The sequence below is a fragment of the Bifidobacterium [indicum] DSM 20214 = LMG 11587 genome, assembly GCF_000706765.1.
Lineage (GTDB): Bacteria > Actinomycetota > Actinomycetes > Actinomycetales > Bifidobacteriaceae > Bombiscardovia > Bombiscardovia coryneformis.
On record NZ_CP006018.1, the window covers coordinates 354,240 to 369,376 of the forward strand.

Consider the following 15,137-nt stretch of genomic DNA (forward strand, 5'->3'; position numbering starts at 1 on the left):
TCAGCCCTGGGATGGCACCTATTGTTGGGGTTCTTCCGAGCGGTTATCATGGTGATATGACTGCTTTTGAGACCTTATTGCATCCCTCTTCATCACTGAATGGTCCGGATCCCATCCTGGATCAGGACCCGGTCTCACCCCTCTCCGATCCGGACCAGGGTGCAGGCACAGCCGTTCTGGACAGGCCCGAGACCGAAACCCGGGAGGAGACCCAGCGTAGCGATCAGGGTGATGCCGACAGGTTCGCCCACTACGTATCCAAGGAGCGCATCGCCGAATCCAAGCTGACGGGCCGGCCGGTTGTCGCGCTCTGCGGCAAGGTCTGGGTTCCCAAGCATGACCCCTCCCAGTATCCCGTCTGCCCGGATTGCCGGCGCATCTACGAAGAGATGACCGGCGGCAGGAAGTAGGTCGATTCCGAAGTCCGTCAGCCGTCAGGCAAGAGGCGCGGGTCGTCTGTTCGGTGGTCAGTCTTTGGATATCAGGTCGATCTGGTCCAGTTCCTCCTGGGTGAAGGTCGTATTGGCGGTCGCCTTGAGGTTGTCCAGAAGCTGTTCGGGCTTGGAGGCCCCAATCAGCACCGTGGTCACGGCCGGGTCGCGCAGAAGCCAGGCCAGGGCCATCTCGGCCAGGGTCTGCCCGCGTTGACGGGCCAGGTCGTTCAACCTGCCGATCTGATCCAGGCGCCGGGGGGTCAATGCGGACTCGTGGAGGAATCGTCCGTCGGCCCTGATTCGGCTGTCTTCGGGAATGCCATGCAGATACCGGTCGGTCAGGAGGCCCTGGGCCAGGGGGCTGAAAGCGATGATGCCCTTGCCCAGCTCTTGCGAGGTCTCCCTGAGCCCGTTGTGCTCGATGGTCCGGTCGAATATGGAGTACCGGTTCTGGTTGATGATGAAGGGGACATGGAGTTCGTCCAGTATCGCGCTCGCCTGTCGCAGGGTGGGGCCGTCGTAGTTGGAGAGGCCCACATAGAGCGCCTTCCCGCTTGATACGGCCTGGGCCAGGGCCCCCATGGTCTCTTCCAAGGGGGTGTCGGGGTCGGGGCGGTGATGATAGAAGATATCGACGTAGTCCAGACCGAGACGTTCCAGGCTTTGGTCCAGGCTTGACAGGAGATACTTGCGCGACCCGAAATCCCCGTACGGACCGGGCCACATGGAGTATCCGGCCTTGGTCGAGATGACCAGTTCCTGGCGGTGGTGGGTGAAATACCTCTTGAGAATCCTGCCGGTATTGCGCTCGGCTGCGCCGGGTTCGGGCCCATAGTTGTTGGCCAGGTCGAAGTGGGTGATGCCATGGTCAAAGGCCGTGAAGCAGAGGTCCCGCATCCGTTCGAAGGGGGTGCTGTCGCCGAAGTTGTGCCAGAACCCGAGTGATATGGGAGGCAACCTGAGGCCGCTGGACCCGCAATGAGGGTAGTCCATGGCCTGGTACCGGTCGGGTGATGGGATGTATGAACCGTCTTGGTATGGCATTGCAGATCCCTCCTATATCGTTTATATCGTTTCGATGGTGGTCGGCAGGATGGGTTCCCCCCGCATCAGGCTGAGGGCCCCGATGGGCAACTCGTCCAGGGCTCTGGCCCGGTGGTCCCTGGCTTTGAGCACGGCCTGGCCGCCCTGGTACTCCTCGTTGATGGAGCCGTGGTCCACGTAGGTGACCAGAAGGTCGCGCCAGTCCGGCTCGGGGTTGAATCCGGCGAGTGCCTCCTCGGTCCCGGATATGACGTGCTCCGCGTTGGCCAGGTTGTATTCGTATGACCGGTAGGCCAGCTTCCGTCCCGGAACCGAGGCCTTTCCGACGGACTTCTTGGCTACAGCCTGCATGGCTCCGGACGAGTTCTCCCGCTCGGTGAGCTTGTAGACCATGGCGCAGGTGGGGGATCCGGACCCGGTGACCAGCATGGTGCCCACCCCGTATGAGTCGACCGGTGCCGTCTGGAGGGAGGCTATGGCGTATTCGTCCAGGTCATTGGTGACGGTGATGGTGGCCTTGGTGGCCCCCAGGGCGTCCAGCTGGTGTCTGACCCTCTGGGCCAGGGAGCCCAGGTCGCCGGAGTCTATCCTGACCCCGCCCAGGTCGGGACCGGCCACCTCCACGGCCGTCCTTACCGCCTCGTCGATGGAGTAGGTGTCCGTCAGGAGGGTGGTGTTCCTGCCCAGGGCATTGATCTGCGCCACGAAGGCGTCGCGTTCCTTGTCGTGCAGCAGCGTGAATGAGTGGGCGGCCGTGCCGATGGCCTTGAATCCGTAGCGTTGGGCGGCCAGGAGGTTGGACGTGCCCTGGAAGCCTCCGACAACGGCGGCCCTGGCGGCGGCCACGGCAGCGCACTCGTTGGCCCTCCGGGCGCCCATGTCCATGCAAGGCCTTCCCTTGGCTGCCGAAACCATGCGGGAGGCTGCCGAAGCCACGGCCGAGTCATAGTTCAGGATGGAAAGGATGATGGTCTCCAGGAGGGTGCACTCGCCGAATCCTCCCTCGACTTGGAGAACGGGGGAGTCGGGGAAGAAAATCTCGCCCTCCCTGTACCCCCGGATGGTGCCGGTGAACCGGAAGTTCTCCAACCACTTGATGGTTGCGGGGCTTACGATCCTCCGGTCGGAGAGGAACCGGAGTTCTTCCTCGGTGGGGCGGAAGTGCTCGATGGCATCCAGGATTCTTCCCGTGCCCGCAACCACCCCGTAGCGCCGCCCCTCGGGGAGGTGGCGGGTATAGACCTCGAAGACCGACCGACGGTTGGCCGTGCCGTCCTGGAGGGCGGCGTCCAGCATTGTGTACTCGTACATGTCGGTCATCAGGGCCGTGGATGTCCGGTCGGATTCGTTCATATCATCCTCGTTTTGCGGTTCCGGTGCTTGCTGTGTTGCCCCATAGTCTAGTCCCCTCATTGCTCATGTCGGGGTAGGGGAGGCGGACGTTTCGTCCTCCGGTACGACCGCCGGGATATGCTGGTCCCCATGAGATACCTTGTAGCTGTCTATCGCTTCCTTATTGCCTTCTTCTGCCTGGCGGGCACCCATGAGGCCTGGCTTCTGGGCATCGGAAACCACTGGGTCTACTTTACTTTTCAGACCAATATGGCCCTGGGCCTGCTCATGATCTGGGCCGGGGCAGCCAGCCTCCTCAACGGGAAACAGCCTCCGGCCTGGCTCAAGGGATGCCTGACCCTCTACATCGTGATAACCGGCCTGGTGGCCGCATTGATTCTGGGCCTGAACTCCTCGTCCTACCTGTTGGTGATGGGAATCAGGACCTCCTACATGGTCCATGTCATCACCCCGATCATGGCCGTGGTCGACTTCATCCTCTTCGACCCCCACCGTCGCTTCAAATGGCACTATGTGCTGACCTGGCTGATCTACTTCCCCATCTACCTGGCCTTTGTGCTGGTACGCGCGGCCATCTGGCCCCACTCCGGCCCGGAAGACGGCGGAAACCCCTATCCCTACGCCTTCATCGACCTGGGGAAGCTGGGCTGGGGGCAGCTGACCGTCAACGTCGCCGCATGTCTGGTGAGCTTCTTCATCCTTGGGCTGGTGCTCTTCCTGATTGACAGGATTCTTCCCCCCAAGACCCCTCTGACCGCCTCGTGATCCAGGTATAGGATTCCCCGGATAACCGGTTGCAAGTTTCAGGAAAGGATGCAGATAGATGGTGGCAATCAAGGACATGTTGGGTCATGGCGCCGTGGTGAGGCCGGATGGCAGGGCGGCCGATGAACTGCGCCAGGTCAGGATCACCCGTCACTGGACCGATGCCCCCGAGGGGTCTGTTCTGATTGAGTGCGGGAACACCAGGGTCATGTGCACGGCATCCTTCACCCCCACCCTGCCCCGGTGGCGTAAGGACTCAGGGCTGGGCTGGGTCACGGCCGAGTATGCCATGCTGCCCAGGGCCACCTCGGAGCGCACGGCCCGTGAATCCGTCCGTGGCAAGGTGGGCGGACGCACCCAGGAGATATCCCGCCTGATTGGGCGTTGCCTGCGTGGGGTCGTCGACATGAAGGCCCTGGGGGAGAACCAGGTGCAGTTGGACTGCGACGTATTGCAGGCTGACGGAGGCACCCGTACCGCATCGGTTACCGGCGCCTATGTGGCCCTGGTTGACGCCCTGCGCTGGGCCCAGGACCACCATCACATCCGTAGTGCCGAGAAGGTCATCAAGGACAGGGTTTCGGCAGTGTCGGTGGGAATCATCGACGGCCACCCCGTGCTTGACCTCCCCTACATCGAAGACAGCCAGGCCATGACCGATATGAACGTGGCCATGACCGGTTCCGGCGACTTCATCGAGATACAGGGAACGGCGGAGCATCGTCCCTTCAGCAGGGCCGAACTCGACACGCTGCTGGAACTGGCCGCCAAGGGGAACAGGGAACTCCAGGCAGCCCAGGATGCCGCACTTGCCGCAAACTGATGCCTATAGTGATTGAGTTCGAGCGTAGACGGGCATTGCCTGAACCGTCCTCCGGTCGCCGCTGATTCCCCTGTGCCAGCCGGGGTGGCGGCCCTGGCGGCTGCGGACTGCGAACGCATAAGGAGGATCGATCATGGAGCAGACCAGACGGGTTGTCGTGGCTACCCACAACCAGGGCAAACTGGTCGAGATGCGTCGCATTCTGCAGTCCCTCCTGGGACGTGGGCAGACCGGGATCGAGCTCGTATCTGCTGCGGACCTGAACCTGCCCGACCCGGTTGAGACCGGGACCACGTTCGAATCCAACGCCCTGCTCAAGGCCAACCAGACGGCGGAACTCTCCGGTCTGCCCGCCCTTGCTGACGATTCCGGACTGGTTGTCGATGTCATGGGTGCGGCCCCCGGCATCCTCTCGGCCCGTTGGTGTGGTCGCCATGGAGATGATCAGGCCAACATCGACCTCCTGCTCAACCAGTTGTCCGACATACCCGATCAGGACCGGACGGCACGGTTCGTCTGCGCCGCTGCCCTGGTTGTTCCTGATGGACCGGAGTACCCGGGAGGGAATCGCCACACCGTGAGGCTGGGCGAGATGTCGGGCAGGATCATTCGCGCACCCAGGGGTGAAGATGGGTTCGGTTACGACCCGATTTTCGTCCCCGATGATCAGCCGGCCTCAGCCGACCGTCCCCTCACATCCGCCGAGATGACCCCCGAGCAGAAGAACCGCATCTCCCATAGGGGGAAGGCCCTGTCCGCCATCCTGCCGGTCCTGGTCGAGTGGGTTCTGGGGGATACCGGTGTCCAGGCCTGAATCCGATGCGGGAACGCCGGCCTTTGCCGGTGTTCTTGCCGGTGACGGAAGAACCCCCTCCTACAGGCGTTGGAACAGGCTGAACCTGGTTCTGCAGATACTGATCGTCCTCCTCCTGCTTGCTGCCCTTATATGCGTGGTTTGGATTCCCGCCGTCCAATACATGTCCCAACGTCGTTCAGCTGCGGAGGCGGAAAACGCCGCTTCCCGTATGGCTGCATGGCCCCAGGGCAGAATCAGGGCCGAGTATGCCAAGGCCAAGGCCTATAACCAGAGAATCGCGGCCTCGGGGCAGACCACCCTGGGCGAGGCGACCGACCCCTTCGCTCCGGGCAAGGGAGGCACCCTGTCACAGGAAGACAAGGCCTACCAATCCCTCCTTGAGGGGCCGGGGGGAATCATGGGGACCATTCGTATACCCCAGGTCTCCATCCACCTGCCCATCTATCACGGGACCTCCGAGGAGGTGCTCCAGGATGGGGTGGGGCATCTGTACGGCACCAGCCTGCCGGTTGGCGGAGCCTCCACCAATGTGGTCCTTTCGGGGCACAGGGGGCTGACCAACGCCCTCCTCTTCACCAGGCTGGATGAACTCAAGCCCGGTGACATCTTTTACATCGACAGCCTGGGCAGGACCATGGGTTACCGGATCAAGTCCGTGCATGTGATCGATCCGGAGGATGTGCACCTGTATAAGGTGGTGCCGGGCAAGGACCTGGTGACCCTGATGACCTGCACCCCCTATGGGGTCAATACGCAACGTCTGGTTCTGACCGCCGAGCGTCAGTCCATACCGGAGCCCATACCGGACCCGGGTGATGCGCCCAAGGATGGGCGTCTGCTGGGCCTGATGACGGGGTTGGGCCTGCTGGTGGTGGGGACCGTCTCGTCCGTCGTTGCCTTCAGATTCAGGCTGCCGCCACGGCACCGTCTGGGGGAATCCGCCGGGAAGGCCTGAGTCGTAGCGGCCTGAAGCAAATCCGGTGCGCGAGATGGGACTCGAACCCACACGTCCGAAGACACAGGAACCTAAATCCTGCGCGGCTACCATTACGCCACTCGCGCCCAAGGCCGCGGGTATGTGCGGATGCCCGCGAATACCCACGCCTATTCATAAATACCACAACGGTGGGATGGTTGTTTTGAGGAAGATACGGACACTATCCTCCAAAAAAAGTCCGACTATTTTCCGGGAAAACAAGAAAAAGTTAGTTATCCATGAATCTCGGCATGCCGGGAACCGGAGAGACCGGGCGCTTCATAGCGCATTTTTATTATCGACACGCCGCCATTTGTAAAAACCGAGAGTCAATCACCGGTCATGTAGCGTCCAATTATGTGGACCGAAGCAACGGGTTCACGCGTTGATCTCTGGTAATCGAGTACCGGGTCCGCTTCGGCGGTATCGGGCCGACCGATCAAGCGATTGGAATGGTCGACGGGAATCAGGGTGAAGGGGGTTGCGATGGGAATCAGCCATTGGAATGGGAATTCGCCAGTACGCAAGCGCGGCTTCAAGAGGCTGTCCTCCCTGTTCGCAGTGATTCTGGCGGTTTTCATGGTTCTGCCGCTCTCCCTCCAGTTCACCTCCCAACCCGCCAATGCCGAAACCGTGGACCACAAGCCCAAGCTCTTCCAGATGATGGCCTACAACGACCGTATCGATACCAATAACGACGAACTGCGCTACGACTTCGTACTGCGGCTGGCCCATGGCGATTTCGATCCGTTCTGTGTGCCGAACGGGAGCTACGACGACGGCAGCAAATGCCGGCTCTTTTTCGCATATCAGTACTGGGGCACGACCAGTCCGAGCGACTACGTGTCTGTTCGTTATCTGAACACCATGACGACCGGCAACGTCTCGGGTACGACGGGTGCGATTCAATGGGCCGCGAATAAGGATCAGTACTTTACGGTCCACAAGGTGATCAACTCGGGCGATTACGACTACCTGGCCATTTCCGTCGAGGCTGATGTCAACTTTGCCGATAACCTCGGTCAGCTGAACTCCGTCGGGAATTCGTACACGAGCGACTCCGGATACGCGCCCGGTGGCATCACCCAGGTTGAGCGGGTCTACGCCATCCTGACCAAGACGGCGGGACCTGCCAGTCTGGCCTGCGGCTGGGGTAGTTGGAACGGTGTCGGCGAGTGCGGCAATATGCCCACCGATCAGTTCGACGAAAACGGTGCCGCCAAGTACGGGTCCGCAATCAACAACATCATGTATGGGGTTGACCTCCTGCGTAAACCCGATGGGAGTTACTACACCTATCAGCTCTACCAGCAGCGGTGCGCCGATCCGGGAAACCAAACGACGCACTACTGCAATGGTCCGGTCGCCTTCATCGGTTGGGATGGTTACCCGTTGCTCTGGAGTCAGAACCAGGCCAATTGGGGCCTGGTGACCGATTTCGGATTTGATCGGGCCTCCTTCGGATGGAACTGGAACGCCGCCAACAGTATCGGGTTCTACAACGATGGCAAGACGGAATATGCCATTCCGCCGGGCGTGGCCCCGGCCAATTCGTTCTTCGTTTACTGGTACAACTCCGCGAACGATACCGCTTATACAACGCAACAACCCGACGGAACCTGGGCATCGTGGATGTCCATGTCGAACTGCTCCAGGAATGCCAGCTTCTACTACCAATGGCTGGGTTTGAAAAACAACAAGTGGGTTCCGGTTGATTCCCTGACGCCCCATGCGGTCAGGGTGGACCAGAACCCGGTGACCAACGACTCGGGCAATGAGGGGAATTTCTCCATGGCCAGCTCGGCCTTCAACTCCATAACCGCGCTGAGCGGTAATGGTGGCCTTGCGAACCGGCCCAACAGGCTCTTCCTGGATCGTTCCACGTCCCCGGCACAGGGATACACCCTGGATACCGCCGGTGGCAAGGTGACGGTCAATGATGGCTCCATCAACTTCGCCAAGGCCAAGGAGGACCAGGGACTGGACGGGTACTTCAAGCTGGTCACCTGGCCCATCACCACCAACCAACCTGATGCCACCAAGCCGGCGACCGATCCCGCCAATTCGGATGACTCCCTCCTGCAGGGGTGCATGGCCTCCCTGAACACCACCTACAAGGGATCCAATGCCGCTCAACGCATCCAGCAGGCCAAGGCGGCCCAGAATCCGCTCTACGACCAGCCGGATGGAGCCAAGGGAATCACGGATTCCATGAGCCAGGACCAGATCAACGATGTGATATCCAAGGGTTGGACCATCGACACGGCCTTCTACCGCTATGATGTTCCACGCCCTCAGGATCCGACAATCAACTCGATTGGTGGAAAGGCGATCGGCAAGGACAACCCGGTTGCCTACTCCTCCACCCTGTCTCCTGTCGTATCCGGTACCTGTACCCCCGGCAACAGGGTCACCCTCTTCGGTGAGGACCCCGCACATCCCATCAAGGATACTGGTACGAATCCCGACCCGGACAACCGTGATACGGCCGGTGTGAATCTGGGTGAGACCATCTGCGGTTCGGACGGTACATGGAGCATCACCGATGCCAACACGGCATATGGCGGTCAGAGTCCGGCCGTGCCGCCCAACGCGGACGGTGGCACCCGCCGATACCATGCCTGGCAGACCGAGCTGTCGACCAGCTACGACATGACATCCGGGTTCACCAACATCGCCAAGGCTGTCTTCCAGACCAAGCCCGAACAGGCGCCGACGGTTGATGCGGTGTCGGTGCCCCACACCAAGCGCGACGAGAGCATAGGAACCACGGCCCTTCCGCAGGGCTCGCAGGTCAAGGTATCCGGCACGGTTTCGCCCGCTTACCTGAAGAACCCCTCCGACAGCCTCTCAAGGGACTCCACGCTGACGGTGACCATGACACCGTCCGGAGGAGCAGGGTTCAACCGGGAGTCCACCCTGGCCGTGTCCGCTCAGGGTACGTTCACCACAGGAGGTGCCAGGAGCAGCTCCCCGGCGGTCATGTCCGGCTCAACCCTGACGGTGACCCGGCCGAGCGCCTCCCAGCCATGGAAGTGGTCCCTGACCATGGAACCGAGCGTCTTCCTGGCGAACATGGATGGGTCCGAGTCCAGCCAGACCTACCAGTTCCAGGCCTTCCTGACCAATCAGGCCGGAACCGCCTCACCGCGCGGAGCCCAGACCTTCCTGGTCGATATGACACCGACCGAGACCACAATCACCAAAGCCAACTCGCACCAGGTATCCGGTAAGGCTTACATAGCCGGTCATGGGAACATACCCGAACGCGATGCCTCCCTGAAGGTCACCTGGCCGGATGGAAGCACCGATACTGCAACCACCGACGCAAGCGGCTCCTGGAACGTACGGGCCCCAGCCGGTCTTTCCTCGGGGGATGTGTCGGTGACCCTGACCGATACCGCCGGTAACGAGTCTGGCCGTTTCGAAAGGCACATCGGGCTTGTGCCCCCTGTGCAACGGCTGCCCTTCACGGGTGGCGGACCCCGCCTGATCCTCCTGATCGTGGCGGCCATAATCCTGGCTCTGACAGCCTGCCTGGCTATCTGGGTCCGGCAACGACGAGGTTTCGGTCGGCTGGTTTCATGACCGGTCGGACTTCCAGCCAAGAAAAATGTGAAGAGTCAATAAGTAAGGAGAAGATGATGGGTGTACATAGTCAACTTCGTCGGGGGCTTTCCCTGGCGACAGCCGTGGCTGCCCTCCTGGGGGTGTCCCTGGTTGGGGTGGGGTCGGCCAGCGCCGATACCACGGTCGATGTGAGTGCCAACGACGGTCAGATAACGTTGAAGAACGCCGTTGCCGGGCACAAGTATGCGGCGGTCGAGATCGCCACCTACCAGGATGCCACGGTCAACGGTGACAACAAGGTGAGCAACATTTCAATCGCGACCGTTCCGGATCTCGTGGCGGATGCCGAAGCCGCCCTCGCCGAGGCCAGAGGTGGAGCGACTTCTGACCCGGCCTATGCCAACAACCCTGTAGGCGAGGTGGCCAGCAAGTGGTTGGGCTATGCCTCCCCGGGCAGCGAGGACACGGTATCGAATTCGGGTTCGGCTGCAGATGCCTGGGGCCGTGACGGCAAGCTTCGTCAGTTTGTCACCGCCCTAGCCAAGACATCGACCTTCACCACCAAGGTGACGGGGTCGACCGCCACGGTTACTCCTGCCGCCGATGGGGATGCCAGCCTGTCCAGCCTTCCCGAAGGCCTGTATATCATCTCCGATGTCACTAATGTTCAGGGAAGCACCAACACGCGTATCAACTCGATCCCCATGCTGGTGGGTACCACCGTCGGCCCCGAACACATCACCGACTTCGTTGACGGCATGCCTGTGGGAACCATCAACATCAAGGATGATGAAAACAGCATCTCCAAGGAGCTCATCCAGACTGATGCCGACCGCGGTGCCTCGGTCTCAATCGGTGACTACCTCCACTATCGCCTGACCCTGAAGGTTCCTCTGACCACAGGATTCAACCCGGATACCTTCGTGTACAAGGTCACTGATACCCCTGGCAAGGGATTGGACTTCGTCAGCGACGAAGCCCATCCTGTTGTGGTGAAGGCCAGGTCCGGGAGCGATGCCGCGGCAACGGCCCAGGATGCCGCAAGTTACATAGTCACCCCTGGCACTCCGACCGATGGCGCCACCGGAGTGGAGTTCGATCTGACCAAACTGGTCGTGAACAACGATCCGGCCACCAGGCTGACCTGGAAGGACCCCATCACCATTGATTACTACATGCGAGTCAATGATTCCGCCCAGGCCGGTAAGCTCTCCAATTCGGCAAAGCTGACCTTCTCGAACCAGCCCGGTGGCGGGTCGACCGGAACCATCGTCACGCCCGACACTCCGACCAATGCGGCCTACTTCTACAACTTCAAGATCCGTAAGGTCGCCAAGAGCGATGGTGCGGCTCTGACTGATGCCGAGTTCTCCGTGACCCGGTCGGACGGCACCGCTCCGCTCTGGTTCAACGAGCAGAGTGCAGGCAAGTACATGCTCGCCATGAACCAATCCGCACCGGCAACGGGGCAGAACCAGACGACCGTCCTCAAGACCGACAATACGGGCACCCTGTCCGTCGATGGTCTCAGTGCCGGCAAGTACAGCGTTGCAGAGACCAAGCAGCCTGACGGTTACTCGTCGGCCTTCAAGCCTACGTTCAATGTCGATATCGTCCTGGAGAAGACGGGCAGCAAGCCCGATGCAAGCAAGCCCGTCATCACCAACGAGGCGGATACCTGGGGACTCGTCGCTGCTACGACCACCAACCAGGCCCAGGTCAGCCAGCCTGTCTATGATGCCAACCACGTCCTGACGTCGCCCTGGTCGCAGGGCTTCCCCAACGCAATCACCATCAACAACGTCAAGTCCATTTCCCAGCTGCCTCTTACCGGTGGTGCCGGAATCATCCTGGCGGTCCTGCTCGCCCTGGTGCTGGCAGGTGCGGCAGGTGTGCTGATTGTTGTGAGGAACCGCACCAACAAGATGCGAGTCTGAGGTGAGCCGGTAAGGTAAGCCGCGGTTTCGCAGGTCCGGTGCCGAAGAGGTAATCACCTCTTCGGCACCGGACCTTTATGTATGCAGGCTCTTCATGGGAAAGGCGGGGGCATGGTAAGGGGCGACCCTTCGCGGGTACAGGAGGACATGCGCGGCTCGGAATAGGCGGAAGAGTGGTGTTGCCAAATAGGCGGAAAAGGAAGAGAGCCACTTGACAGAATCGAACTGTCGACCTTCTCATTACGAGTGAGACGCTCTGCCAACTGAGCTAAAGTGGCCTTTCGCCATCCCCTGCGAGGACAGCGCAACCAATGATACATGATGACCGGGATAAAAACGCCCTCTGACGGTTCGTAACGACGGGTGCGGTGTACAAGCTTATTGACACAATGGGGGTATGGATCTCGACGATTTCTATGCCATCATTCCCGCCGGGGGAGTGGGTACCAGGCTCTGGCCGCTCAGCCGCCAGGCCCGCCCCAAGTTCCTTTATGACCTCCTGGGGTCGGGAAGGACCATGATCCAGGGTACCTTCGACCGTCTGGCAGGCATCTGCGGGGAGGGCCACGTGGTGGTCTCTACCGGGCAGAGGCATGTGGACCAGGTCCGCCAGCAGCTTCCCAAGCTTGGCGATGAGGCCGTTTTCGCCGAGCCTGTGCCCAGGGACTCAACAGCGGCCATCGCCCTGGCCACTGCCGTTCTGTCCCGACGGCACGGGGACCGGATAGTGGTCGGATCCTTCGCGGCCGATCACGTGATTCGCGATGACCGGGCCTTCGGTCGTTCCGTCAGACAGGCCGTGGCCGCAGCCCGAGCCGGGTATGTGACCACGATCGGCATCGCGGCCTCAAGGCCCTCCACGGCTTTCGGATATATCCACCAGGGGCCTTCCCTGGCCGACGAGATTCCCGATGCCCCTGATGCCCACCTGGTCAGCGAGTTTGTCGAGAAGCCCGATGCATCGACGGCGCAGGCCTACCTGTCCACGGGTGAGTACCGCTGGAATGCGGGCATGTTCGTCATGAGGGCCGATGTTGTTCTGGGTTGTCTGAAACGGTACCTGCCCGAACTTCATTCCAGCATCATGGCCATTGCCGAGGCCTGGGACCGGGGTGCCGATGAGCGTCAGGAGGCCATGGAGCAGTACTGGCCGGGCATTCAGAAGATCGCCTTCGACTATGCCGTGGCCGAGCCCCTCTCGACTGCCGGAGGGGTTGCCATGGTCCCCGGCGGCTTCGACTGGGATGACATCGGCGACTTCAACTCCGTGGCCGGCCTCCTACCCTCATCGGGTAGGCGCAACATCAAGATTCTCGGCGACTCCGACCAGGTGGTCTCCCTGGACTCCGGTGGCGACATGGTCGTGCCCGACGGGGGACGCACCATCGCCCTCCTGGGAGTGGACGACATGATTGTCGTCGATACCCCGGATGCCCTCCTGGTGGCTCCCAGGGCCCGAAGTCAGGAGGTCAAGGACATGGTGGGCAAACTCTCCCAGTATGGGCGTGACGACATCCTCTGAGGGTCGCCCAGAGCCGGACACTCCGTATCCGCAACCGCCGATTCACCGCCGGACCACCTGGGTGATTGGCGGTTTTTGTTGTCTTCTGTCCGCTTTTGTGAGTAGCTTGGTAGGAGACCCAAGCCTGGGTGGGTGCTGGCGGAGATCGGTTCCCATGTCGGGCATGCAGTCACGAAAGGACCTATAGAACATGGCCATCAATCCTCCAGTAGATGCGACGCAGACCAAGGCCTGGGCGGCCTTGCAGGATCACTTCCAGTCCTTGCAGGACGAAGGCATCGACCTGCGCGCCTGGTTCGCGAACGACCCCCAGCGCACCGAGAAGCTGAGTTTCGAGGCCGGGGACCTCCACTTCGATCTTTCCAAGAACCTGATTCAGCCCGAGACCCTCTCCCTCCTGGCCCAGCTGGGCAGGGAGGTCAAGCTTGACGAGCGCATCGAGAGCATGTTCAAGGGCGAGCACATCAACAACACCGAGGACCGGGCCGTGCTCCACACCGCCCTGCGTATGCCCGAGGAGGACCGGGGCAGCCTGGTCGTCGACGGCCAGGATGTGGTCGGCGACGTGCGCGACACCCTGAAGCGGATCTACGCCTTCGCGGACCAGGTTCGCTCCGGTGAATGGACCGGTGTGTCCGGCAAGAGGATCACCACCGTGGTCAACATCGGCATCGGTGGTTCCGACCTGGGGCCGGTCATGGCCTATGAGGCCCTGAAGCCTTACGCCGACGCTGGCATCTCCGCCCGCTACGTCTCCAACATCGACCCCAACGACCTGGCCGAGAAGACCCGCGACCTGGATCCGGAGACCACCCTCTTCATCATCGTCTCCAAGACCTTCACCACCCTTGAGACCCTGACCAATGCCCGCCAGGCCCGTTCCTGGCTCCTGGACCACCTCAAGGCCCAGGGTGCCGTCGACGGTTCCGACGCCCAGTCGGCCGAGGCCATCCGCAAGCACTTCATCGCCGTCTCCACGGCTCTTGACAAGGTCGAGGACTTCGGCATCGATCCGACCAACGCCTTTGGCTTCTGGAACTGGGTCGGTGGCCGCTATTCGGTCGACTCCGCCGTGGGCACCTCCCTGGCCATCACCATCGGACCCGAGCGGTTCGAGGAGTTCCTGGCCGGGTTCAACGCCATCGATCGCTACTTCCGCGACACCCCCCTGGAAGAGAACGTCGTGGCCCTGATGGGTCTGCTCAATGTCTGGTATGTGAACTTCTTCGGGGCCCACTCCCATGCGGTGCTGCCCTATGACCAGTACCTGCACCGCTTCCCGGCCTATCTGCAGCAGCTGACCATGGAGTCCAACGGAAAGTCCGTCCGCTGGGACGGCACCCCCGTCACCTCAATGACCGGCGAGATCTTCTGGGGCGAGCCGGGTACCAATGGCCAGCACGCCTTCTACCAGCTGATTCATCAGGGCACCAGGCTGATTCCGGCCGACTTCATCGCCTTCGCCAACACCCCCAACCCGGCCAAGGATGAGGACCAGGATGTCCACGAGCTCTTCCTGGCCAACTACTTCGCCCAGACCAAGGCCCTGGCCTTCGGCAAGACCGCCGATGAGGTCCGCGCGGAGGGTACCGACGAGTCCATCGTGCCGGCACGTGTCTTCACCGGGAACAGGCCCACCACCTCCATCCTCGGTGATGACCTGACCCCGCGCTCCCTGGGTGAGCTGATCGCCCTCTACGAGCACATCACCCTGACCGAGGGGACCGTCTGGGGCGTTGACTCCTTCGACCAGTGGGGCGTTGAGCTCGGCAAGAAGCTGGCCAAGGAAATCACCCCGGCCATCTCCCAGGACGACCAGGCCCTGGCCGCCCAGGACCAGTCCACCCGCTCCCTGATCGAGTTCTACAGGGCCCACCGCCACTGATCCATCCGGTA

General features: G+C 61.5%; 11 protein-coding genes and 2 tRNA genes. 9 read left to right on the top strand and 4 right to left on the bottom strand.

Features of this window, described 5'->3' with window-relative positions:
- Window positions 1-56: 56 nt before the first annotated feature.
- Window positions 57-410, top strand: coding sequence for a DUF3039 domain-containing protein (locus BINDI_RS01290; protein ID WP_033491655.1), 354 nt, complete (start codon window positions 57-59; stop codon window positions 408-410).
- A gap of 57 nt (window positions 411-467) precedes the next feature.
- Here BINDI_RS01290 and BINDI_RS01295 read toward each other — a convergent pair whose 3' ends face one another.
- Window positions 468-1,478: an aldo/keto reductase gene (locus tag BINDI_RS01295; protein WP_033491656.1), complete on the bottom strand. Its 1,011-nt coding sequence runs from the start codon at window positions 1,476-1,478 to the stop codon at window positions 468-470.
- A gap of 21 nt (window positions 1,479-1,499) precedes the next feature.
- Complete coding sequence (locus tag BINDI_RS01300) at window positions 1,500-2,831, bottom strand: nicotinate phosphoribosyltransferase (protein ID WP_033491657.1); 1,332 nt, start codon at window positions 2,829-2,831, stop codon at window positions 1,500-1,502.
- Window positions 2,832-2,960: 129 nt separating this feature from the next.
- Between BINDI_RS01300 and BINDI_RS01305 the strand changes: the two genes are divergently transcribed.
- The 4 genes from BINDI_RS01305 to BINDI_RS01320 all read left to right on the top strand — a co-directional run bounded on the left by BINDI_RS01305 (window position 2,961) and on the right by BINDI_RS01320 (window position 6,191).
- Window positions 2,961-3,596, top strand: a complete 636-nt coding sequence (locus BINDI_RS01305) for a Pr6Pr family membrane protein (protein ID WP_033491693.1) — start codon at window positions 2,961-2,963, stop codon at window positions 3,594-3,596.
- A 58-nt stretch (window positions 3,597-3,654) separates the two neighbouring features.
- Complete coding sequence (rph, locus tag BINDI_RS01310; RefSeq protein ID WP_033491659.1) at window positions 3,655-4,419, top strand: ribonuclease PH; 765 nt, start codon at window positions 3,655-3,657, stop codon at window positions 4,417-4,419.
- 133 nt (window positions 4,420-4,552) lie between these two features.
- A complete protein-coding gene (gene rdgB, locus BINDI_RS01315; RefSeq protein ID WP_033491660.1) occupies window positions 4,553-5,233 on the top strand; it encodes an RdgB/HAM1 family non-canonical purine NTP pyrophosphatase in 681 nt (226 codons plus the stop codon).
- Window positions 5,220-6,191, top strand: coding sequence for a class C sortase (locus BINDI_RS01320; protein WP_052109098.1), 972 nt, complete (start codon window positions 5,220-5,222; stop codon window positions 6,189-6,191). The genes rdgB and BINDI_RS01320 overlap by 14 nt, the downstream gene beginning before the upstream one ends.
- 26 nt (window positions 6,192-6,217) lie before the next feature.
- On the opposite strand, the gene BINDI_RS01325 is transcribed toward BINDI_RS01320, so the two are convergent.
- A tRNA-Leu gene (locus BINDI_RS01325) sits at window positions 6,218-6,298 on the bottom strand.
- A 400-nt stretch (window positions 6,299-6,698) separates the two neighbouring features.
- On the opposite strand from BINDI_RS01325, the gene BINDI_RS01330 reads away from it, so the two are divergent.
- The gene (locus BINDI_RS01330) at window positions 6,699-9,800 is read left to right on the top strand and encodes an Ig-like domain-containing protein (protein WP_033491661.1); all 3,102 of its coding nucleotides are present in this window, start codon (window positions 6,699-6,701) and stop codon (window positions 9,798-9,800) included.
- Between the two features lie 53 nt (window positions 9,801-9,853).
- Window positions 9,854-11,719, top strand: coding sequence for a SpaA isopeptide-forming pilin-related protein (locus tag BINDI_RS01335; protein ID WP_033491663.1), 1,866 nt, complete (start codon window positions 9,854-9,856; stop codon window positions 11,717-11,719).
- A 205-nt stretch (window positions 11,720-11,924) separates the two neighbouring features.
- Here the strand turns inward: BINDI_RS01335 and BINDI_RS01340 are convergent.
- Window positions 11,925-11,997 (bottom strand) — tRNA-Thr (locus BINDI_RS01340).
- 119 nt (window positions 11,998-12,116) lie between these two features.
- Here BINDI_RS01340 and BINDI_RS01345 point away from each other — a divergent pair.
- Entirely contained in the window at window positions 12,117-13,241 is a 1,125-nt protein-coding gene (locus BINDI_RS01345; RefSeq protein ID WP_033491664.1) for a mannose-1-phosphate guanylyltransferase, read from the top strand.
- Between the two features lie 190 nt (window positions 13,242-13,431).
- Entirely contained in the window at window positions 13,432-15,126 is a 1,695-nt protein-coding gene (gene pgi, locus BINDI_RS01350; RefSeq protein WP_033491665.1) for a glucose-6-phosphate isomerase, read from the top strand.
- Window positions 15,127-15,137: the final 11 nt, after the last annotated feature.